17 protein-coding genes are annotated in these 17,878 nt (G+C 46.9%); 12 read left to right on the forward strand and 5 right to left on the reverse strand.

Annotation, left to right across the window (positions count from 1 at the left end):
- Window positions 1-10 precede the first annotated feature (10 nt).
- Window positions 11-595 (forward strand): DUF3157 family protein, encoded by a 585-nt coding sequence (locus R7R78_RS22010; RefSeq protein ID WP_169629131.1) that lies wholly within the window; start codon window positions 11-13, stop codon window positions 593-595.
- Window positions 596-628: 33 nt separating this feature from the next.
- Here the strand turns inward: R7R78_RS22010 and trhA are convergent, their stop codons facing one another.
- Window positions 629-1,282 (reverse strand): PAQR family membrane homeostasis protein TrhA, encoded by a 654-nt coding sequence (gene trhA, locus R7R78_RS22015; protein ID WP_005379047.1) that lies wholly within the window; start codon window positions 1,280-1,282, stop codon window positions 629-631.
- A gap of 70 nt (window positions 1,283-1,352) precedes the next feature.
- Window positions 1,353-2,159: a sporulation protein gene (locus R7R78_RS22020; protein ID WP_031781056.1), complete on the reverse strand. Its 807-nt coding sequence runs from the start codon at window positions 2,157-2,159 to the stop codon at window positions 1,353-1,355.
- Between the two features lie 296 nt (window positions 2,160-2,455).
- Here R7R78_RS22020 and R7R78_RS22025 point away from each other — a divergent pair, with 296 nt between their 5' ends.
- The 5 genes from R7R78_RS22025 to R7R78_RS22045 all read left to right on the forward strand — a co-directional run bounded on the left by R7R78_RS22025 (window position 2,456) and on the right by R7R78_RS22045 (window position 6,464).
- Entirely contained in the window at window positions 2,456-2,623 is a 168-nt protein-coding gene (locus R7R78_RS22025) for a hypothetical protein (protein WP_005379043.1), read from the forward strand.
- Between the two features lie 166 nt (window positions 2,624-2,789).
- Window positions 2,790-3,056 (forward strand): YihD family protein, encoded by a 267-nt coding sequence (locus R7R78_RS22030; protein ID WP_017821571.1) that lies wholly within the window; start codon window positions 2,790-2,792, stop codon window positions 3,054-3,056.
- A gap of 311 nt (window positions 3,057-3,367) precedes the next feature.
- Window positions 3,368-4,789 (forward strand): cytochrome c oxidase accessory protein CcoG, encoded by a 1,422-nt coding sequence (gene ccoG, locus R7R78_RS22035; RefSeq protein WP_225474243.1) that lies wholly within the window; start codon window positions 3,368-3,370, stop codon window positions 4,787-4,789.
- Window positions 4,790-4,837: 48 nt separating this feature from the next.
- Window positions 4,838-5,824, forward strand: a complete 987-nt coding sequence (locus R7R78_RS22040) for a serine/threonine protein kinase (protein ID WP_225474246.1) — start codon at window positions 4,838-4,840, stop codon at window positions 5,822-5,824.
- 34 nt (window positions 5,825-5,858) lie between these two features.
- A complete protein-coding gene (locus R7R78_RS22045) occupies window positions 5,859-6,464 on the forward strand; it encodes a thiol:disulfide interchange protein DsbA/DsbL (protein ID WP_225474244.1) in 606 nt (201 codons plus the stop codon).
- Window positions 6,465-6,510: 46 nt separating this feature from the next.
- On the opposite strand, the gene R7R78_RS22050 is transcribed toward R7R78_RS22045, so the two are convergent.
- The gene (locus R7R78_RS22050) at window positions 6,511-7,389 is read right to left on the reverse strand and encodes an acyltransferase (protein WP_005383867.1); all 879 of its coding nucleotides are present in this window, start codon (window positions 7,387-7,389) and stop codon (window positions 6,511-6,513) included.
- 149 nt (window positions 7,390-7,538) lie between these two features.
- On the opposite strand from R7R78_RS22050, the gene R7R78_RS22055 reads away from it, so the two are divergent.
- A complete protein-coding gene (locus R7R78_RS22055) occupies window positions 7,539-8,495 on the forward strand; it encodes a DUF2860 domain-containing protein (protein WP_005383865.1) in 957 nt (318 codons plus the stop codon).
- Window positions 8,496-8,550: 55 nt separating this feature from the next.
- Here R7R78_RS22055 and R7R78_RS22060 read toward each other — a convergent pair whose 3' ends face one another.
- Window positions 8,551-10,074, reverse strand: a complete 1,524-nt coding sequence (locus tag R7R78_RS22060; RefSeq protein WP_005383862.1) for a YifB family Mg chelatase-like AAA ATPase — start codon at window positions 10,072-10,074, stop codon at window positions 8,551-8,553.
- A 465-nt stretch (window positions 10,075-10,539) separates the two neighbouring features.
- Between R7R78_RS22060 and ilvG the strand changes: the two genes are divergently transcribed.
- The 5 genes from ilvG to ilvA are packed head-to-tail and all read left to right on the forward strand — an operon-like array spanning window position 10,540 to window position 16,838.
- Window positions 10,540-12,186: an acetolactate synthase 2 catalytic subunit gene (gene ilvG, locus R7R78_RS22065; protein ID WP_005378960.1), complete on the forward strand. Its 1,647-nt coding sequence runs from the start codon at window positions 10,540-10,542 to the stop codon at window positions 12,184-12,186.
- Between the two features lie 11 nt (window positions 12,187-12,197).
- Complete coding sequence (gene ilvM, locus R7R78_RS22070; RefSeq protein ID WP_005378958.1) at window positions 12,198-12,482, forward strand: acetolactate synthase 2 small subunit; 285 nt, start codon at window positions 12,198-12,200, stop codon at window positions 12,480-12,482.
- Between the two features lie 12 nt (window positions 12,483-12,494).
- The gene (gene ilvE / locus R7R78_RS22075; RefSeq protein ID WP_005378953.1) at window positions 12,495-13,433 is read left to right on the forward strand and encodes a branched-chain-amino-acid transaminase; all 939 of its coding nucleotides are present in this window, start codon (window positions 12,495-12,497) and stop codon (window positions 13,431-13,433) included.
- Between the two features lie 13 nt (window positions 13,434-13,446).
- Entirely contained in the window at window positions 13,447-15,288 is a 1,842-nt protein-coding gene (ilvD, locus tag R7R78_RS22080) for a dihydroxy-acid dehydratase (protein ID WP_005383859.1), read from the forward strand.
- A gap of 2 nt (window positions 15,289-15,290) precedes the next feature.
- Window positions 15,291-16,838, forward strand: a complete 1,548-nt coding sequence (ilvA, locus tag R7R78_RS22085) for a threonine ammonia-lyase, biosynthetic (protein WP_225474245.1) — start codon at window positions 15,291-15,293, stop codon at window positions 16,836-16,838.
- Between the two features lie 54 nt (window positions 16,839-16,892).
- Here the strand turns inward: ilvA and punR are convergent, their stop codons facing one another.
- On the reverse strand, window positions 16,893-17,795 hold the full coding sequence (gene punR, locus R7R78_RS22090; protein ID WP_213872076.1) for a DNA-binding transcriptional activator PunR: 903 nt from the start codon (window positions 17,793-17,795) through the stop codon (window positions 16,893-16,895).
- Window positions 17,796-17,878: the final 83 nt, after the last annotated feature.

Below are 17,878 nucleotides of genomic sequence, written 5' to 3' on the forward strand. Positions count from 1 at the left end.
AGGTATAACAATGAAAACATGGATTACTCTGGCGACCCTACTTGCCGCCTCATCCACATACGCCGCCGAGGTCATCACTTTAGCCGATGGTCGAGAAGTGAAGTTGAACGATGACTTTACCTGGGAGTACGTCATGAAAAAACCGGCGCAACAAGCGACGGAGACACAAACAACAGCAAGCGTAGTTGAAACAATCGCAGCTCCTGCGATTGCGACAATTCCTGTGGTAACGAAAACCGTTGGCACGACCGTAGTGGTAAACGCCAAAAAGCCAACCATGCAGCTATCAGATTCAGGTGTGGATATATTGATTGGTTCAGCAAGCTATCAAAGCGGTGAGCTTATTTTACCTACATCAATCACTAACCAAAGCTCTCAATCTGTCATTCAAGTGGAAGTTGAGGTGCAAGTGTTTGATATGTCTGGTCAGCAACTGGCAAAAGAAAACGTGACGGTTTGGCAATCCATCAAGCGCATGGCGGATACCTACCTGCGACCACAGCAAGCGGAACAAGGTAAGAGCATTAAATTGGCTGTACCGCAATCACAGCAATACCAGTTTTCTGCCAAAGTGCTAGAGGTAAAAACTCGCTAATACGTGTTTAATATTCTTTGTTGAGCCTATCGGCTAGATAGGCTCAACAAAGTAATAAATCGCAAAGAAATGGCACACGCAGCCAGCCAAAACAAAGCCGTGCCAGATCGCATGGTTAAAGGGAATGCGCTTCGCGACGTAGAAGATTACCCCTAGTGAATACACAATTCCACCAGCAGCAAGCAGTGTAAGTCCGCCGACATCCAAGTTAATAGCTAATTGATAAATCACAATCAGCGATAACCATCCCATCACCAAATACGTCATCAAAGAAAGCTTTTTAAATCGATAGACGAACGCAACTTTCATGATGATGCCAATCAACGCAATGCTCCAAATAACGATCATCAACCCAAATGCTAGAGGTGTTCTTAAGCTGACTAACAAGAAAGGGGTATAGCTGCCTGCTATCAAAAGATAAATAGCACAATGGTCGAAGGTTTTTAGCCAACGTTTCGCTTTGGGATGAGGGATCGCATGATAGAGCGTCGAGGCCAAAAATAGCACGATAATACTCGCTCCATAAATCGCCATACTGGTAAGCGTTAAAGTGTCAGCTTGATGGTCTATGGCTTTAACTAACAGCAGTATCAAGCCAACAATACCAAAAATCATCCCTATACCGTGGGTGATGGTATTGGCCAGTTCTTCACGTTGACTGTATTGAGGTTTCTGCAGCTCGGACATCAATGCGCCTATACTAGAGTTTGAAATTTGCTCTAGTATGGCACATTAGGCTTACACGTGTAAGCTTAAATTAAGACTCATGAACGGCAGTAGTTTGATCGAGATAATTGAGTACCAGTTCGCCAACTTGATCTGGCTTAGTCGTGGCAGGAATGGTCAGCTCTCGCTTGAGTTTGCCACTACCCAGTAAGCTCGCGAGCATGCCACCTTGCCCCTTGCGTGTGCGGTCAACTTCAAACCACAACTTGAGCTCTTGCTCACTGCGGTGGGCAACAAATTCTAATTCGCGCCACACGCCGTGGTAAGGTCCGTCGGTTGGCACCAGTTCAAACTCTTGCACAAATGGTAGATCGAATCCTTTCACTTCCTCGCATTCCACCTGGCGAATTCGTAAACCTTGCGCTTCAAATGCAGATAGTACCGCATCCATCAGTGGATCAGGTCGAACGGTGAGGATGTCTTTATCAGTCGGATCCAAAGCAGCGGCAACGTCTAAGCCGGTTTCTAACCATACTTTGGCATCACCAATGGTGATAGGCGTGTTCCAAGGCACATCGAGCTTAACATCGAAGGTACGCTCTTCGCCGGAATGGATGGTAAATGCGTAAGGGAGACTCCACTTAGCAAGCACATGAGTTTGAGGTACTCGGCGCATGCTGTGTCCTTCTCGCGCACCACGGTCATCAGGGGCTTCTGCGATGTAGCGGCAACAGAGTTTTAAATCAATGTTGTCGATCGCTTGTTCAGTCGCACCACCATATACATGGATAGACACATCCACACTTTGACCTGGGTATAGCACGTCTTGGTTTAAGATTGAGTCGACCTTCGCGCTCCCAATCCCAAAACTGGCAAGTGTCTTCTTCAAAAATGACATAGGCACCTCCTTCATCGAGATCTCATACTACTACTGCTGATCGTGGGATCAAACAAAAATTGCCTCGAACATCGCGACAAAATGACAAAATCTAAACAATTCAATTGCTCAACTATCGACCAATTATTACAAGGATGCTAATCTTACACTTGATATGCATGCATATCGGTATTCCTGACTCATTAACTGGATTGGCGAGAGCCAGAAGAGTGATTCTTCAATCTTGTTGGAGCCTAGCTCATAATGATTCAGGCCATTACATCGGCAATGGATATGCCTGACAGTTAGGTAAATTAATGCGCCCAACAACAGTCAGGTTCGCACACACTAATACTAGTGCAATGCGCCGCCGCAGTGGCTTTACTACTGCACCAAAGGCAAAGCAAGTTGCGCCAGCAATGACATTGGTTGAGAAGACAGCAATGATGTCGAGTGTTCCGGCCAAAGTTATCAAAGCAGCTTAATCAAAAGCGCGGCGCCAGCTGCGCTTTTTTCTTTGCACGCAACTCATAAAACTTCAAAGACTTAGAACAAACCACGGTGAAAGAGATCGTTTTTCCTATTTGGTCTTAGCAAAGCAATTTGGTACCTTTACTGCTAATTACACCTATAAATTCTGTGGAGAAAGAAATGAAGTGTCATCGCATTGAAGAGCTGCTTGAGCTACTAGAGCCTGAATGGCATAAAGATCAGGAGCTGAACCTATTGCAGTTCATCGTTAAGCTGGCAAAAGAAGCAGGCTATGAAGGAAAGCTAGAAGATCTGACCGACGATGTACTGATCTACCACCTTAAAATGCGTAATAGCAGCAAAGATGAAATGATCCCTGGACTCAAAAAAGACCAAGAGGACGATTTTAAAACGGCGATCCTACGCGCTCGTGGCATCATCAAATAACCAGCTCAACAGCCAGTATTCTTTAAGCGACTCTCTCTGTGAGTCGCTTTTTTATAACCAAAGTTTTTAGTCCCACAATTGGTTATAACTGTTCAGCCAATTATCAGGTTAACTGTACTGATTTTTGTTGTTAAACATTGACTGCGTTAAAGAAAAGGAATTGTTATTGATTGTATAATCGCCGTTCATCAGTATTTACTAAAATAATTATGTCCGGTCATGATTTATGATAAGGACGAAGTAGCAATGTCATCGAGCGACATCAATAGAAATGACGCCGTACATTATAAAAGCCTAAGAAGGATGAGTGCATGAGTCAGGATAAGATCGATATCAAAGATGTGACTCCTAAAACCTACAACCCTAAGACTCATAAAGGGAATGGGGATCGGTTCAACCCAAGTAATCGCATCTATGTACGCGAAAGCAAAGGGACTTACCAGAAACTGCGTCGTTACGGTGGTTGGTTCTTACTGCTTCTCTTCGCTTTGATACCGTGGATCCCTTACGGTGAACGTCAAGCGATCTTGCTCGACATTGGCAACCAGCAGTTCAACTTTTTCGGTACCACATTGTATCCGCAAGATCTTACCCTACTCGCCTTGCTATTTGTGATCGCGGCGTTTGGGTTGTTCTTTATTACCACCTTCTTAGGTCGAGTTTGGTGTGGCTATCTCTGCCCACAAACCGTCTGGACCTTCATGTATATCTGGTTTGAAGAGAAGCTCGAAGGTAGTGCCAATAAACGCCGCAAACAAGACTCCAATAAGCTGACGGCGAATTTAGCGATGCGTAAAACCGTCAAACATATAGCTTGGTTTACCATAGCGCTCGCCACTGGTTTTACTTTTGTTGGCTACTTCGTACCAATGAAGCAATTGGTTATCGACTTTTTCACCTTTAACGCCAACTTTTGGCCCGTCTTTTGGGTAATGTTCTTTGCCATTTGTACCTATGGTAATGCTGGTTGGATGCGTTCCATCATGTGTATTCACATGTGTCCTTACGCGCGCTTCCAGTCTGCCATGTTTGATAAAGACACCTTCATCGTTGGCTACGATGCAAAACGTGGGGAAAAACGTGGCCCACGTCCGCGTAAAGCCGATCCAAAGCAACTTGGTTTGGGTGATTGTATTGATTGTGATTTGTGTGTGCAGGTGTGCCCAACAGGTATCGATATTCGTGACGGCTTGCAGTATGAATGTATCAACTGTGGCGCCTGTATTGATGCGTGTGACAACACCATGGATCGCATGGGTTACGAGAAAGGCCTAATTAGTTACACCACCGAGCACCGCTTATCGGGTAAGAGTACCAAAGTCATGCGTCCGAAGCTGCTAGGCTATGGTGCCGTACTACTAGTCATGGTCGGTCTTTTCTTTGCCCAAATTGCAGCGGTAGACCCAGCCGGCATGAGTGTTATTCGCGACCGTAACCAACTGTTCCGCGTTAATAGCTCGGGAGAAGTAGAAAACACCTACACCCTCAAGGTGATCAACAAAACTCAGCAAGTGCAAGAGTACTCGTTGGATGTTGAAGGGCTATCCGATGTAAGCTGGTATGGTAAGCAGACAATTCAGGTCCAGCCAGGTGAGGTATTGAACCTGCCAATGAGTCTTGGTGCCGATCCTGACAAGCTAAACTCTGCGATTACGACAATTCAGTTTATACTCACCGATAAGAGCAACGAATTCACCATTGAAGTGGAAAGCCGATTTATCAAGAAGCTATAACTTCGATGACTAATGGAAAAAGGCTCAGTAATGAGCCTTTTTGTTTATATGTCCCAAAGTATGTTTAACTTTGACGCCCTTACCCCAGACTTTATGTGGTACGCGTTAGAAAGCATCGGCGTTCGCGCAGAATCAGGCTTTCTTCCCCTCAATAGCTACGAAAACCGTGTTTATCAATTTACTGACGAAGAGCGTCGTCGTTATGTCGTCAAGTTTTACCGTCCTGAACGTTGGAGCAATGAACAGATCCAAGAGGAGCACGACTTTACTTTAGAGCTGATTGGCAATGAGATCCCCGTCGCACCACCTGTGCGCATCAACGGTGAAACCCTGCATCACTATCAAGGCTATGCTTTTGCGCTGTTTGATAGCGTGGGTGGTCGCCAATACGAGGTTGACAATTTAGATCAGCTCGAAGGTGTAGGGCGTTTCCTTGGCCGAATCCATAAAGTCGGCAGCCGCCAAGCCTTCCAACATCGCCCTACGATCGGCTTACAAGAATACCTGTATCAACCAAGAGAGATTCTGCAAAACGCCAATATGATTCCAATGCACTTGGAGAACAGCTTCTTCAATGACTTGGATATGCTGATCAAATCAATTGAAAGCCACTGGCACGAAGGCTTCAATATGATTCGTTTGCATGGCGATTGCCACCCAGGCAATATTTTGTGGCGAGATGGCCCTATGTTTGTTGATTTGGATGACGCTCGTAACGGCCCTGCAGTACAAGACTTATGGATGCTACTGAACGGTGAACGCCAAGACAAACTGATACAGTTGGATATTGTTTTAGAGGCTTACCAAGAGTTTTGCGACTTTAATCCTGCAGAATTGAAACTAATCGAGCCACTTCGCGGTCTACGAATGGTGCACTATATGGCATGGCTAGCAAAACGTTGGCATGACCCTGCATTTCCTCTCGCTTTTCCATGGTTTAATGAGCCAAAATACTGGGAAGGTCAGGTCCTTGCATTTAAAGAGCAGATCGCCGCTTTAGAAGAAGCACCGCTGTCTTTAATGCCTCAATGGTAAGTCAGGCCAAAAATTCAAAAATGGAGATATTTCGATGAAAAAACTGTTCGCACTGTTTTCTATGCTGATGTTAAGCCTGTCGGCACATGCAGCGCAATTCAAAGAAGGTGAACATTACAAAGTATTGGATCTTGAGGCATCAAAAAAACCTCTTGTGACGGAGTTTTTCTCTTTCTACTGCCCGCACTGTAATAGCTTTGAACCAGTTATCCAGCAACTGAAAAAGCAGTTGCCAGAAGGTACTAAGCTATTAAAAAACCACGTTTCTTTCATGGGTGGCAACATGGGCCCATCAATGAGCAAAGCCTACGCAACGATGGTTGCACTAAAAGTGGAAGACAAAATGGTGCCAGTGATGTTTAACCGCATCCACAATCTAAAGAAAGCACCACGTAATGATGAAGAACTTCGTCAAATCTTCCTTGATGAAGGTGTAGATGCGAAAAAATTCGATTCTGCATTCAAAGGCTTCGCGGTTGATTCAATGGTTCGCCGTATGGACAAGCAATTTGAAAACAGCGGTCTAACCGGCGTTCCTGCGGTTATCGTTAACAACAAATACCTAGTTCAAGCACAAAGCATCAAAACGATGGATGAGTACTTCTCTCTGGTGAACTACTTGCTGACACTAAAAAAATAAGCACATCGATATCAATCAAAAGGGGAGCACATCGCTCCCCTTTTGTTTACTTGTAAATCTCTTGTAGTAACCGATCTTTTTCTTGCCACACATCACTCAGCCATTGCTGAAATTGCCGCTTATAGGGCTTATCGTTGAAGTAATCACCGAGCACTCGTTCATCAACGGGTAACACATTCACACGCACAACCACCTTGCCCATTCGACCCATCAATAAATCCTTGAACGGTTTATGCGTATTTTCTGGGTACGCCAACGTAACGTCGATAATGCTCTCGAACTGTTCCCCCATCGCCGCTAACGTGTACGCAATCCCGCCCGATTTTGGTTGCAGCAAATATTGATAGTTTGCTTTACTCTTACGCTGCTTTTCTTCGGTAAATCGGGTTCCTTCGACATAGTTAACCACTGTGGTTGGAGTGTGTTTGAATTTAGCGCACGAGCGACGTGTCGTTTCTAAATCTTGACCTCGCTTATGAGGGTTGCGGATCAGATACTCTCGCGAATAGCGACGCATAAATGGCATATCGAGCGCCCAACACGCCATCCCGATGAAAGGCACATACAGCAGTTGTTGCTTGAGGAAAAACTTCGGCATGGGAATACGGTCTTTAAACACGCAGCAAAGCACAACAATATCTGTCCAACTGAGATGATTACTGATCAGCAGATACCACCCGTCTTTTTTAAGCGCTTCACCGCCCTGAACATCCCACTCAACACGGTTAGATACCGCCAGAATGCACGCATTAACGGTAGCCCATAACCACATCACCTTATTGGCACAAGCGGTCGCTATCGCTTTTAGCTTTACGCCAGGAAGCAATATTTTAAATACAGCGATAACACAAATTGCGAGTGAACAAACCGCAGAATTGAGAATCACAAAAGAAGCGTTAAAAAAAAATAACAAATATGCCAACATGATAGTCAAACAACAGTGATAATGTGTGAAGAATAAAACAGCGTGTAATTATACTGCGCCTTTGCCACATTGGAACATGCGTGGGAATGGTCAGATTTGTTACCGCAACCAATATGTGCACCACTCATTCGACAACAAGGAGATAACGAATGAAACCAAGGCTACTTCTCTTGCCTTTGGCCTTTGTCGTCAGTTCTGCTCAGGCTCAACTCGCTGAAACCGCAGGTTTTGGCGGTGAAATTTCGCTGAATGCCGGATTCATATCATCAGAATCCAATTTCAATACAGAAAATAGTAACACCATCGATTCTCTCGATAAGCGTGCCGATAGTGACAGTTCCGTTATCGCTGCACCGCTAGGGAGTGTGACATACACCTTTGGTAGCCGACTCAACCACCAAGTTTACGCCGGTACCACACGCTCAGATGTCGCGGTAGGTACACTCGCTTTTCAGTTGGGCTATCAACACGAGCTACAATCTGGCACCGTGATCGATGTTTCCTATCTGCCGACGGTACTCAAAGGCGAAACTTGGCGCAACCCTTATCAAGTAGGAACCGCACGTAAAGAGACGGATGTTGACGGCAATGCGTATCGCTTTCAGATCAAAGGGTTAATTGATAAGAACTTCAACCTTGATCTTGCTTATGCTGATAAAGACATCGAGCAGGAGGAAGTGACAGACCGCTCACTTGCTCGCGATGCTAACCTTTACTATGTCAAAGGCGACTATCGCATTCCACTCAACCAAACGTCTATGTTGCAACCCGCTTTCACCTACATCAATCAAGATGCCGACGGTAAGGCGGAGTCATTTGATTCGTACGGATTTGACATTAGCTGGTTTAAATTTATCAACCGCCATCGATTGGCTCTCACCGCGGGTTACGCATGGAAAGACTATCAAGCCGCTAGCCAAACTTTTGCTAAAACACGAAATGACGACACCATCAGCCTATTTGCGGCCTACGAATATCAAAACGTATTTGACTGGCAAGACTGGTCGTTCATTTCTTTAGCCGGCTATAGCCAAACTGACTCGAATATAACGTTTTATGAGGAGAAAGAGTACCTATTGTCGCTTGGTCTCAACTACACCTTCTAACGTCCTTCATCGCAACAAGGTGCTTACAACACTTGTTGCGATGACACTTTGCTGTCTATACCGCTTGCGCCGTAAGCTGTTTCAGTAAACGGTCCATCGCTCGATACCCAAGTGCCTCAGCCAAGTGCGTTCGTTCAATTTGCTCCGCCCCATCCAGATCGGCGATTGTTCGCGCCACTTTGATAATACGATGATACGCACGAATCGAGAGCCCTAAACGATGCAAAGCGGTTTCAAGAAACTCAGCATCACTCTTATGCAAGGGACAAAACGCCTCAATTTCTCGACTACCTAGCAGTGCATTGACCTTACCACTGCGGTTTAGCATATTGTTACGCGCATGGCTCACACGCGCTTTTACGATAGCAGTCGGCTCACCGCGATCACCTCCTTCTGCTAATGTCCCTTTGGGCAAAGCTGGGATTTCTAAAGACATATCAAAGCGATCTAACAGTGGTCCAGATAATCGACCAAGGTAGCGCAAAATAGCTTGTGGATTGGTGCGCGCTTGATTGCCTTCGTAATATCCTGTCGGGCTTGGGTTCAATGCTCCAACTAATTGGAAGCGAGCCGGAAAGCGTGTTTTACCTTGCGCTCGAGAGATAATGATCTCGCCAGATTCGAGCGGTTCGCGTAACGAGTCCAGAACTTTACGATCAAATTCGGGCATTTCATCGAGAAACAATAACCCGTTGTGGGCTAAAGAGATCTCCCCTGGTCTGGGTACCGAACCACCGCCGACTAATGCCGCCATTGAACTTGAATGATGCGGAGAACGAAACGGACGCGACTTCCAGTTATGCTCATTAATTTCACTCTGAGTCAACGATGCCACCGAAGCGGTTTCCATTGCTTCTTCGTCACTCATTTCCGGTAATAAGTCACACAAACGCGAAGCCAACATCGTTTTTCCAGTACCTGGCGGGCCAAGGAAAAGTAAGTTGTGGTTTCCAGCGGCAGCAATCTCCAGTGCTCGCTTACCTTGTTGTTGGCCAATAATATCTTGTAAGTCTCGACCATGTTTTTCGATGGTTTTTCGCTTAGGCGTTTGAAAAAGATTCAGTCGATGTTGACCACAAAGCTCGGCACATACTTCCAGTAATGATTGGGCCGATTTATGTTGTTCCTTCCCCACCAGCGCCGCCTGATCGCCATTCACATGTGGGACGACCAAATGGCGTTGAATCTTACTAGCTTCCAGCGCAGCAGGCAGCACACCTTTTACAGGCCTCAGACCACCAGATAGTGCTAACTCACCAACAAATTCGTAGTTTTTGAGCTTATCTGTCGCGATTTGCTCCGAAGCGGCCAAAATTCCCAATGCAATAGGAAGATCAAAACGTCCTCCCTCCTTGGGTAGATCTGCCGGAGCCAAGTTCACGGTGATCCGCTTAGCAGGAAATTGAAAGTTAGAATTAATGATCGCACTGCGTACGCGATCTTTGGACTCTTTTACCGTTGTCTCTGGCAAGCCTACTAAGGTAAACCCTGGCATGCCGTTGCTGATATGAACTTCTACACTAACCGATGGCGCTTGCACCCCGACGCTTGCTCGACTATGAATGATTGCCAGCCCCATACGTTCCTCAATTTTTTTGAACACTCTGTAAACAAATGTTTTATCTGGTTGGTTATGTTATATACCGCGTCCCAATTGAGAGTTAATGTGAAAAAAGAATGACTTTTTGCTTGTCATGCAGCGGAATTGTGTGATACCACTAATGACGCAAACAATTTCGTAGAACATTACACAACATTTTTTAACGAAAAAAGAACGACAGACAGATGAACCTTTTCGCTCATATCAACGCACTGCTAGCCCTGATTATCGTGGTCATTATTGGCACCGCGCGGGGTATTGTGGGCGAAAGGTAACCACAAATTACAAAAAACCCCCGCACTGAAAAGTCCGGGGGTTTTTTTACAACTACAAGTTGTCATCTGTCTAACCCTCGGACAGTTTAACGGGAAGAATGGGAGTGCACATGAAGTGCAATAAATATGGCAATCGCTACGAGCCACAACGTAGCAAAGGAGGTTTACGATGACTGGTGCACAACTTGTCGTAGCCGCTTTAAGACAGCAAGGCATCGAAACCGTTTTTGGCTACCCCGGCGGGGCCATCATGCCAATCTATGATGCTTTGTATGACGGTGGGGTGGAACACATCCTATGCCGTCACGAGCAAGGGGCCGCTATGGCAGCTATCGGGATGGCTCGTTCCACTCAAGACGTTGCTGTGTGCATGGCAACTTCTGGCCCAGGAGCCACTAACCTTGTTACCGGCCTTGCCGACGCTTTCCTTGACTCCGTACCTCTAGTTGCCATCACAGGCCAGGTTGCTAGCTCTCATATCGGTACCGATGCATTCCAAGAAATGGATGTGATCGGAATGTCCCTAGCCTGTACTAAGCACAGCTATCTCGTGACCGAAATTGAAGATCTAGCTCCGACACTTGCCGAAGCCTTTGAGGTCGCAAAAACCGGTCGTCCGGGTCCAGTCATTGTCGATATCGCCAAAGACGTTCAACTCGCTCAAGCACCCACAGACCTTCTTCCTCCATACATAGCACCAGCAATCGAAGATGTCAGCGCTGAAGATATCAAACGTGCGCAAGATGTGCTGGCAGCATCTACTCGCCCAGTGTTGTATGTTGGTGGTGGCGTGCAACTTGCGAAAGCAACCGATGCAGTACGCGAATTTCTTCGCTTAAACCCAATGCCTGCAGTTAGCACATTAAAAGGCCTCGGTACCATTGAACGCCATGATCCCCACTATCTTGGTATGTTGGGTATGCATGGCACCAAAGCCGCTAACCTAGTGGTTCAAGAAGCCGATCTATTGATTGTGGTTGGCGCGCGTTTTGATGACCGTGTGACGGGTAAGCTCGATACGTTTGCACCAAATGCGAAAGTGATTCACATCGACATTGATGCTGCGGAGATTCATAAACTGCGCCACGCCAACGCACCATTACGTGGCGACATCAACACCATTCTCCCTCAGCTAGAACTGACTCAAGATATCTCACCGTGGGTTCATCACAGTGAAAGTCTGCGCAGCGGCTTTAAGTGGCGTTACGACCACCCGGGCGAGTTAATCTACGCACCGCTATTGCTTAAACAGCTGTCTGACATGATGCCAGATAGCTCAATTGTCTCGACCGACGTCGGTCAGCACCAGATGTGGGCAGCGCAACATATCCAGCCACGCGAACCACAAAATTTCATCACTTCTGCTGGCCTTGGCACCATGGGCTTTGGCTTGCCAGCAGCGATGGGCGCTGCAGTCGCACGTCCTGATGATCAGTCTATCCTTATTACAGGTGACGGTTCATTTATGATGAACGTTCAGGAATTGGGCACGCTGAAGCGTCGTCAGATTCCAGTGAAGATTGTCCTTCTTAATAACCAACGTCTTGGCATGGTTCGCCAATGGCAGTCATTGTTCTTTGACGGTCGCCACAGTGAAACCATTCTTGATGACAACCCAGATTTCGTGATGTTAGCAAAAGCGTTCGATATCCCGGGCAAAACCATCACCAAGAAAGAAGAAGTCGAACCTGCTCTCAAAGAGATGCTAGCGAGTGAAACTTCTTACATGCTTCACGTTTTGATTGATGAAGAAGAAAACGTGTGGCCATTGGTGCCACCTGGCGCATCAAACAGTGATATGTTGGAAAATACATAGGAGACAATCGCATGGACAGATATTTACTCGACATCAAAGCCGATGACAAACCGGTACTGTTGGAGCGCGTTCTACGTGTGATTCGTCACCGAGGCTTCGTGATCAAACAAGTAGCTGCTACGCAAAACCACGAAAGCAAAGTAGCCAGCGTCGAGATCATCGTCGACAGCGATCGACCAATCTCGTTTTTGATCAATCAAATAGAGAAGTTGTGGGACGTTCGTAAGGTTGAGGTGCTAAAAATCCGCAACGATGAACTGCCAAATCACAACTTACAACAACACGTAAGTGCATAAGGAAGGCAACAAATGGCAACGAAAACTGCAGATTTCATTTGGTTTAATGGTGAGATGGTTCCATGGGCAGAGGCGAACGTTCACGTTCTGACTCACGCAATGCACTATGGTACATCCGTGTTTGAAGGCGTGCGCTGTTACAACACACCAAAAGGCCCAATTGTCTTCCGTCACCGTGAGCATGCACAACGTCTAAAAGATTCTGCCAAGATTTACCGCTTTCCGATCCCTTTCTCTGTAGAAGAAATCATGGAAGCGACCCGCGAAACACTGCGCCAAAACAAACTCGACAGCGCTTACATTCGTCCATTGGGTTTTGTCGGTAATGTTGGCTTAGGCGTATGTCCACCAGTTGGCACTGAGATGGATCTAATCATTGCAGCATTTCCTTGGGGCTCTTACTTAGGCGAAGAAGCGCTAGAAAAAGGTGTCGATGCGATGATTTCAAGCTGGAATCGCGCTGCGCCAAACACCATCCCAACTGCGGCTAAAGCAGGCGGTAACTACCTATCTTCACTACTGGTTGGTGGTGAAGCGCGTCGTCACGGTTACGACGAAGGTATTGCGCTAAGCGTAGATGGTTACCTATCGGAAGGGGCTGGTGAAAACATCTTCGTTATCAAAGATGGCGTAATCACCACACCACCAGCAACTAGCGCGATTCTACCGGGCATCACTCGTGACTCGATCATGACAATTGCACGCGATAAAGGCTACGAAGTACGTGAAGCGAACATTGCTCGTGAAGCCCTTTACCTTGCCGATGAAGTCTTCATGACAGGTACTGCGGCTGAGATTGTACCAGTGGCAACCATCGACAAGATTGAAGTGGGCACTGGTAAGCGCGGCCCTATCACTAAAGAACTACAAGCAGCCTACTTTGGCCTATTTGACGGCACCACGGAAGATAAGTGGGGCTGGTTAGACTATGTGTACCCAGAACAGAAGTAAGAAGGATTAGGAAATGCCAAAATATAGATCAGCTACCACCACACATGGTCGTAACATGGCGGGTGCACGAGCACTGTGGCGTGCAACGGGTGTGAAAGAAGAAGACTTCGGTAAACCAATCATCGCCGTTGTAAACTCGTTTACTCAATTTGTTCCGGGTCACGTACACCTGAAAGACATGGGTCAGCTTGTAGCACGCGAAATCGAAAAAGCTGGCGGTATTGCGAAAGAATTCAACACCATCGCGGTTGATGATGGTATCGCAATGGGTCACGGCGGCATGCTGTACTCACTGCCTTCACGCGAACTGATCGCAGACTCAGTAGAATACATGGTCAACGCGCACTGTGCCGATGCCATGGTATGTATCTCTAACTGTGACAAAATCACTCCAGGAATGTTGATGGCATCTATGCGTCTTAACATCCCTGTTATCTTTGTTTCTGGTGGTCCAATGGAAGCGGGTAAAACCAAGCTTTCTGATCAGATCATCAAACTAGACCTTGTAGATGCGATGATCCAAGGCGCGGATCCAAAAGTGTCTGATGAGCAAAGCGAGCAGATCGAACGCAGCGCATGTCCAACGTGTGGATCGTGTTCAGGCATGTTCACTGCAAACTCAATGAACTGTCTAACGGAAGCACTGGGTCTTTCTCAACCAGGTAACGGTTCTATGCTGGCAACGCACGCAGACCGTGAACAGCTGTTCCTTAATGCAGGTCGTCGCATCGTTGAACTGACTCGTCGTTACTACGAGCAAGATGACGAATCAGCACTGCCACGCAACATCGCTACGTTTGATGCGTTCGAAAATGCGATGGCACTGGATATTGCAATGGGTGGCTCAACCAACACCATTTTGCACCTGTTGGCTGCAGCGCAAGAAGGTGAAGTGGATTTCGATATGGAAGATATCGATCGCCTATCACGCCAAGTACCACACCTATGTAAAGTGGCACCATCTACCCAGAAATATCACATGGAAGACGTACACCGCGCTGGTGGCGTCATGGCAATTCTTGGTGAGTTAGATCGTGCAGGTCTTCTACACAATGATGCGCGCACCGTGCTTGGCCTTTCGATGAAAGAGCAGCTGGCGAAATACGACATCATCCAAACTGAAGACGAAGAAGTACTTAAGTTCTACCGCGCAGGTCCCGCGGGTATTCGTACTACTCAAGCGTTCTCACAAGATTGCCGCTGGGATCGCCTTGATGACGACCGTGCGGAAGGTTGTATTCGTACTATCGATCATGCCTTTAGCCAAGAAGGTGGTCTAGCCGTTCTATCAGGCAACATCGCATTAGATGGTTGTATCGTTAAGACTGCTGGTGTGGATGAGAGCATTCATAAATTCACTGGCCCAGCCGTAGTTTTCGAAAGCCAAGAAGACGCCGTAGAAGGCATCTTGGGTGGCAAAGTAAAAGCAGGCGACGTGGTTGTTATCCGTTACGAAGGCCCTAAAGGTGGTCCGGGCATGCAAGAAATGCTTTACCCAACCACTTATCTAAAATCGATGGGCCTTGGCAAAGAGTGTGCACTTCTGACTGACGGCCGTTTCTCTGGCGGCACATCAGGTCTGTCAATCGGTCACGCCTCTCCTGAAGCAGCAAACGGCGGTGCAATTGGCCTGGTAAAAGAAGGCGATATGATCGCAATTGATATTCCAAACCGTTCAATTTCACTCCAAGTGTCTGAACAAGAACTTGCTGAGCGCCGTGCAAAACAAGACGAACTAGGCTGGAAACCAGTTGACCGCCAACGTGAAGTTTCCTTTGCACTCAAAGCGTACGCGAGTATGGCAACCAGTGCTGACAAGGGTGCAGTACGAGACAAGTCGAAGCTAGAGGGCTAGCAATGATGGAAGCTCAACCCGAAAAACAAGTGAACCAAACTGGCGCAGATTATCTGCGCCAAATCCTTCGCGCACCTGTTTATGAAGTAGCAACAGTGACGCCACTGCAAGAAATGCCTCGTTTATCTGCACGTATCGGGAATAACGTGCAGATCAAGCGTGAAGATCGCCAACCCGTACACTCGTTCAAATTGCGCGGTGCATACAACATGGTGGCGAGTTTATCTGAAGCACAAAAAGCCGCTGGTGTCATTGCAGCATCGGCAGGTAACCACGCTCAAGGCATGGCGCTCTCTGGTACTAAGCTAGGCATCAAGACCACCATCGTGATGCCCAAAACCACACCAGACATCAAAGTCGATGCGGTACGTGGCTTCGGTGGCAATGTAGTGCTGCACGGCAGCAACTTTGATGAGGCAAAAGCGGAAGCGGAACGCCTTTCTGATCTGCATGGGTACACATTTGTCCCTCCTTTCGATCACCCACTGGTGATTGCAGGTCAAGGCACCATAGGCATGGAAATGCTGCAGCAAAATGGTCACCTTGATTACATCTTCGTCCCTGTCGGTGGTGGCGGTTTGGCTGCCGGTGTTGCGGTACTCGTGAAGCAGCTAATGCCAGAAATCAAAGTGATTGCGGTCGAGCCAGAAGATTCTTCATGCCTCAAAGCGGCATTGGATGCAGGTGAACCAGTAGTATTAGACCAGGTCAGCATGTTTGCCGATGGCGTCGCTGTAAAACGCATTGGCGAAGAGACTTTCCGTCTATGCCAAAAGTACATTGATGGCCATATTGCCGTCTCTAGCGATGAAATCTGCGCAGCCGTAAAAGACATCTTTGAAGACACTCGCGCCATTGCTGAGCCTTCGGGCGCACTTGCTCTGGCAGGTTTGAAGAAGTTTGCTGAACAGAACAAGCTGAAAGACAAAAACCTAGGTACGGTATTGTCTGGCGCAAACACCAACTTTCACGGTCTGCGTTATGTTTCTGAACGCTGCGAGCTTGGTGAAAAACGTGAAGGTCTGCTTGCCGTCACCATCCCTGAGCGTCAAGGTGCTTTCTTTGAGTTCTGTAATCTCATTGGCGGCCGTGCCGTGACAGAGTTTAACTACCGCTACAACGATGACGCATTGGCAAATATCTTTGTCGGTGTGCGTTTGCAAGGCGGTCAGGAAGAGCTAGAACATATCATTCGCGACTTACGTGATGGTGGCTACCCAGTGGTTGATTTGTCTGATGATGAAATGGCGAAGCTGCACGTGCGCTACATGATTGGTGGTAAGCCGTCTAAGCCGCTTAAAGAGCGCCTCTACAGCTTTGAATTCCCAGAGTATCCTGGGGCACTACTTAAGTTCTTAAGCACACTCGGTACTCATTGGAATATCAGCTTGTTCAACTACCGTAACCACGGCGCTGACTACGGACGCGTTTTATGTGGTTTCGAGTTAGATGAAAGCGATTTAGCTCAGTTTTCTGCACATTTACGTGAACTTGGCTATCAATGCAAAGACGAGACAGACAACCCATCGTATAAGTTTTTCTTGTCATAAAACGCCACATTTTAAACATATCAATGAAAACACCTCGCTAATGCGAGGTGTTTTTTATGACTGTAACCAATCTTTATGTAGCTGATTAGGCGACCCAAGATAGTCCACCATCCACTGGATCAATTTATGATTATCATCTTTGCGCCATACTAAGCAGCAGTGACTGAGCGGTTTATCATCCGGCATGACCTTCTCCACCAGCACACCATCATTGATTAAGGGTGTTGCAATATGACGTGGCATGTAACCCACGCCCACCCCATTTTTTAAACATTCAATCGCACTATACCAATTGGGCAATAATAATCGGCGCTGTTGCGAATAATGGCCAGTATGGCGTTTTGGCAGCACATTCGAAGTATCATCAAGACAGATCGCCGGAAATTGACTCACAAACTCTTCAGTAAGCACTTGTTGTCGAACGCAAGGATGAGCGGGTGACATTACAAATGCCCAATCTAATACGCCCATATCTTTGACTTCAAAATCTCCCCCAACGGGAACCGCAGATGTCGCGCCAACGACAATGTCGGCTCGACCTTGTGCTATGGCTTCCCAAGAACCATTGAAGACCTCCATATTGATCTGCAATTCAGCAAATTCAAACTCGCGATAAAAATCTTCCACTAAAGGTTTGAGTTTTTCTAACTTCACCACGTTATCTAAGGTCAGCTTTAACGTGCTTTTCCATCCTTGAGCCGCTCGCCGCGTTTGTGCTTTCACCTCTTCCATTTGACGCAGCAAAGAGCGCGCCTCGGCCATAAAAAGTTCACCCGCTGGAGTTAGCTCGACTTTCCTTGGTAAACGTCGAAACAGCACCACATCTAGATCTTGCTCGACCTGCCTTACTCCATAGCTGATGGCTGAGGGGACTTTATGCAATACCTCAGCCGCAGCGGTGAAACTGCCTAAACGGGCAACCGTATCCAGCATTTCCAAAGACGCTTTAGAGAACATGATTTAACCTTTCAAAAAATTTGATTGATAACCAACAATTTTAGCGTTTTATTTTCTCAAAATCGAAAAATAGAATAATAAGG

It is taken from the genome of Vibrio sp. 2134-1 (assembly GCF_033339495.1).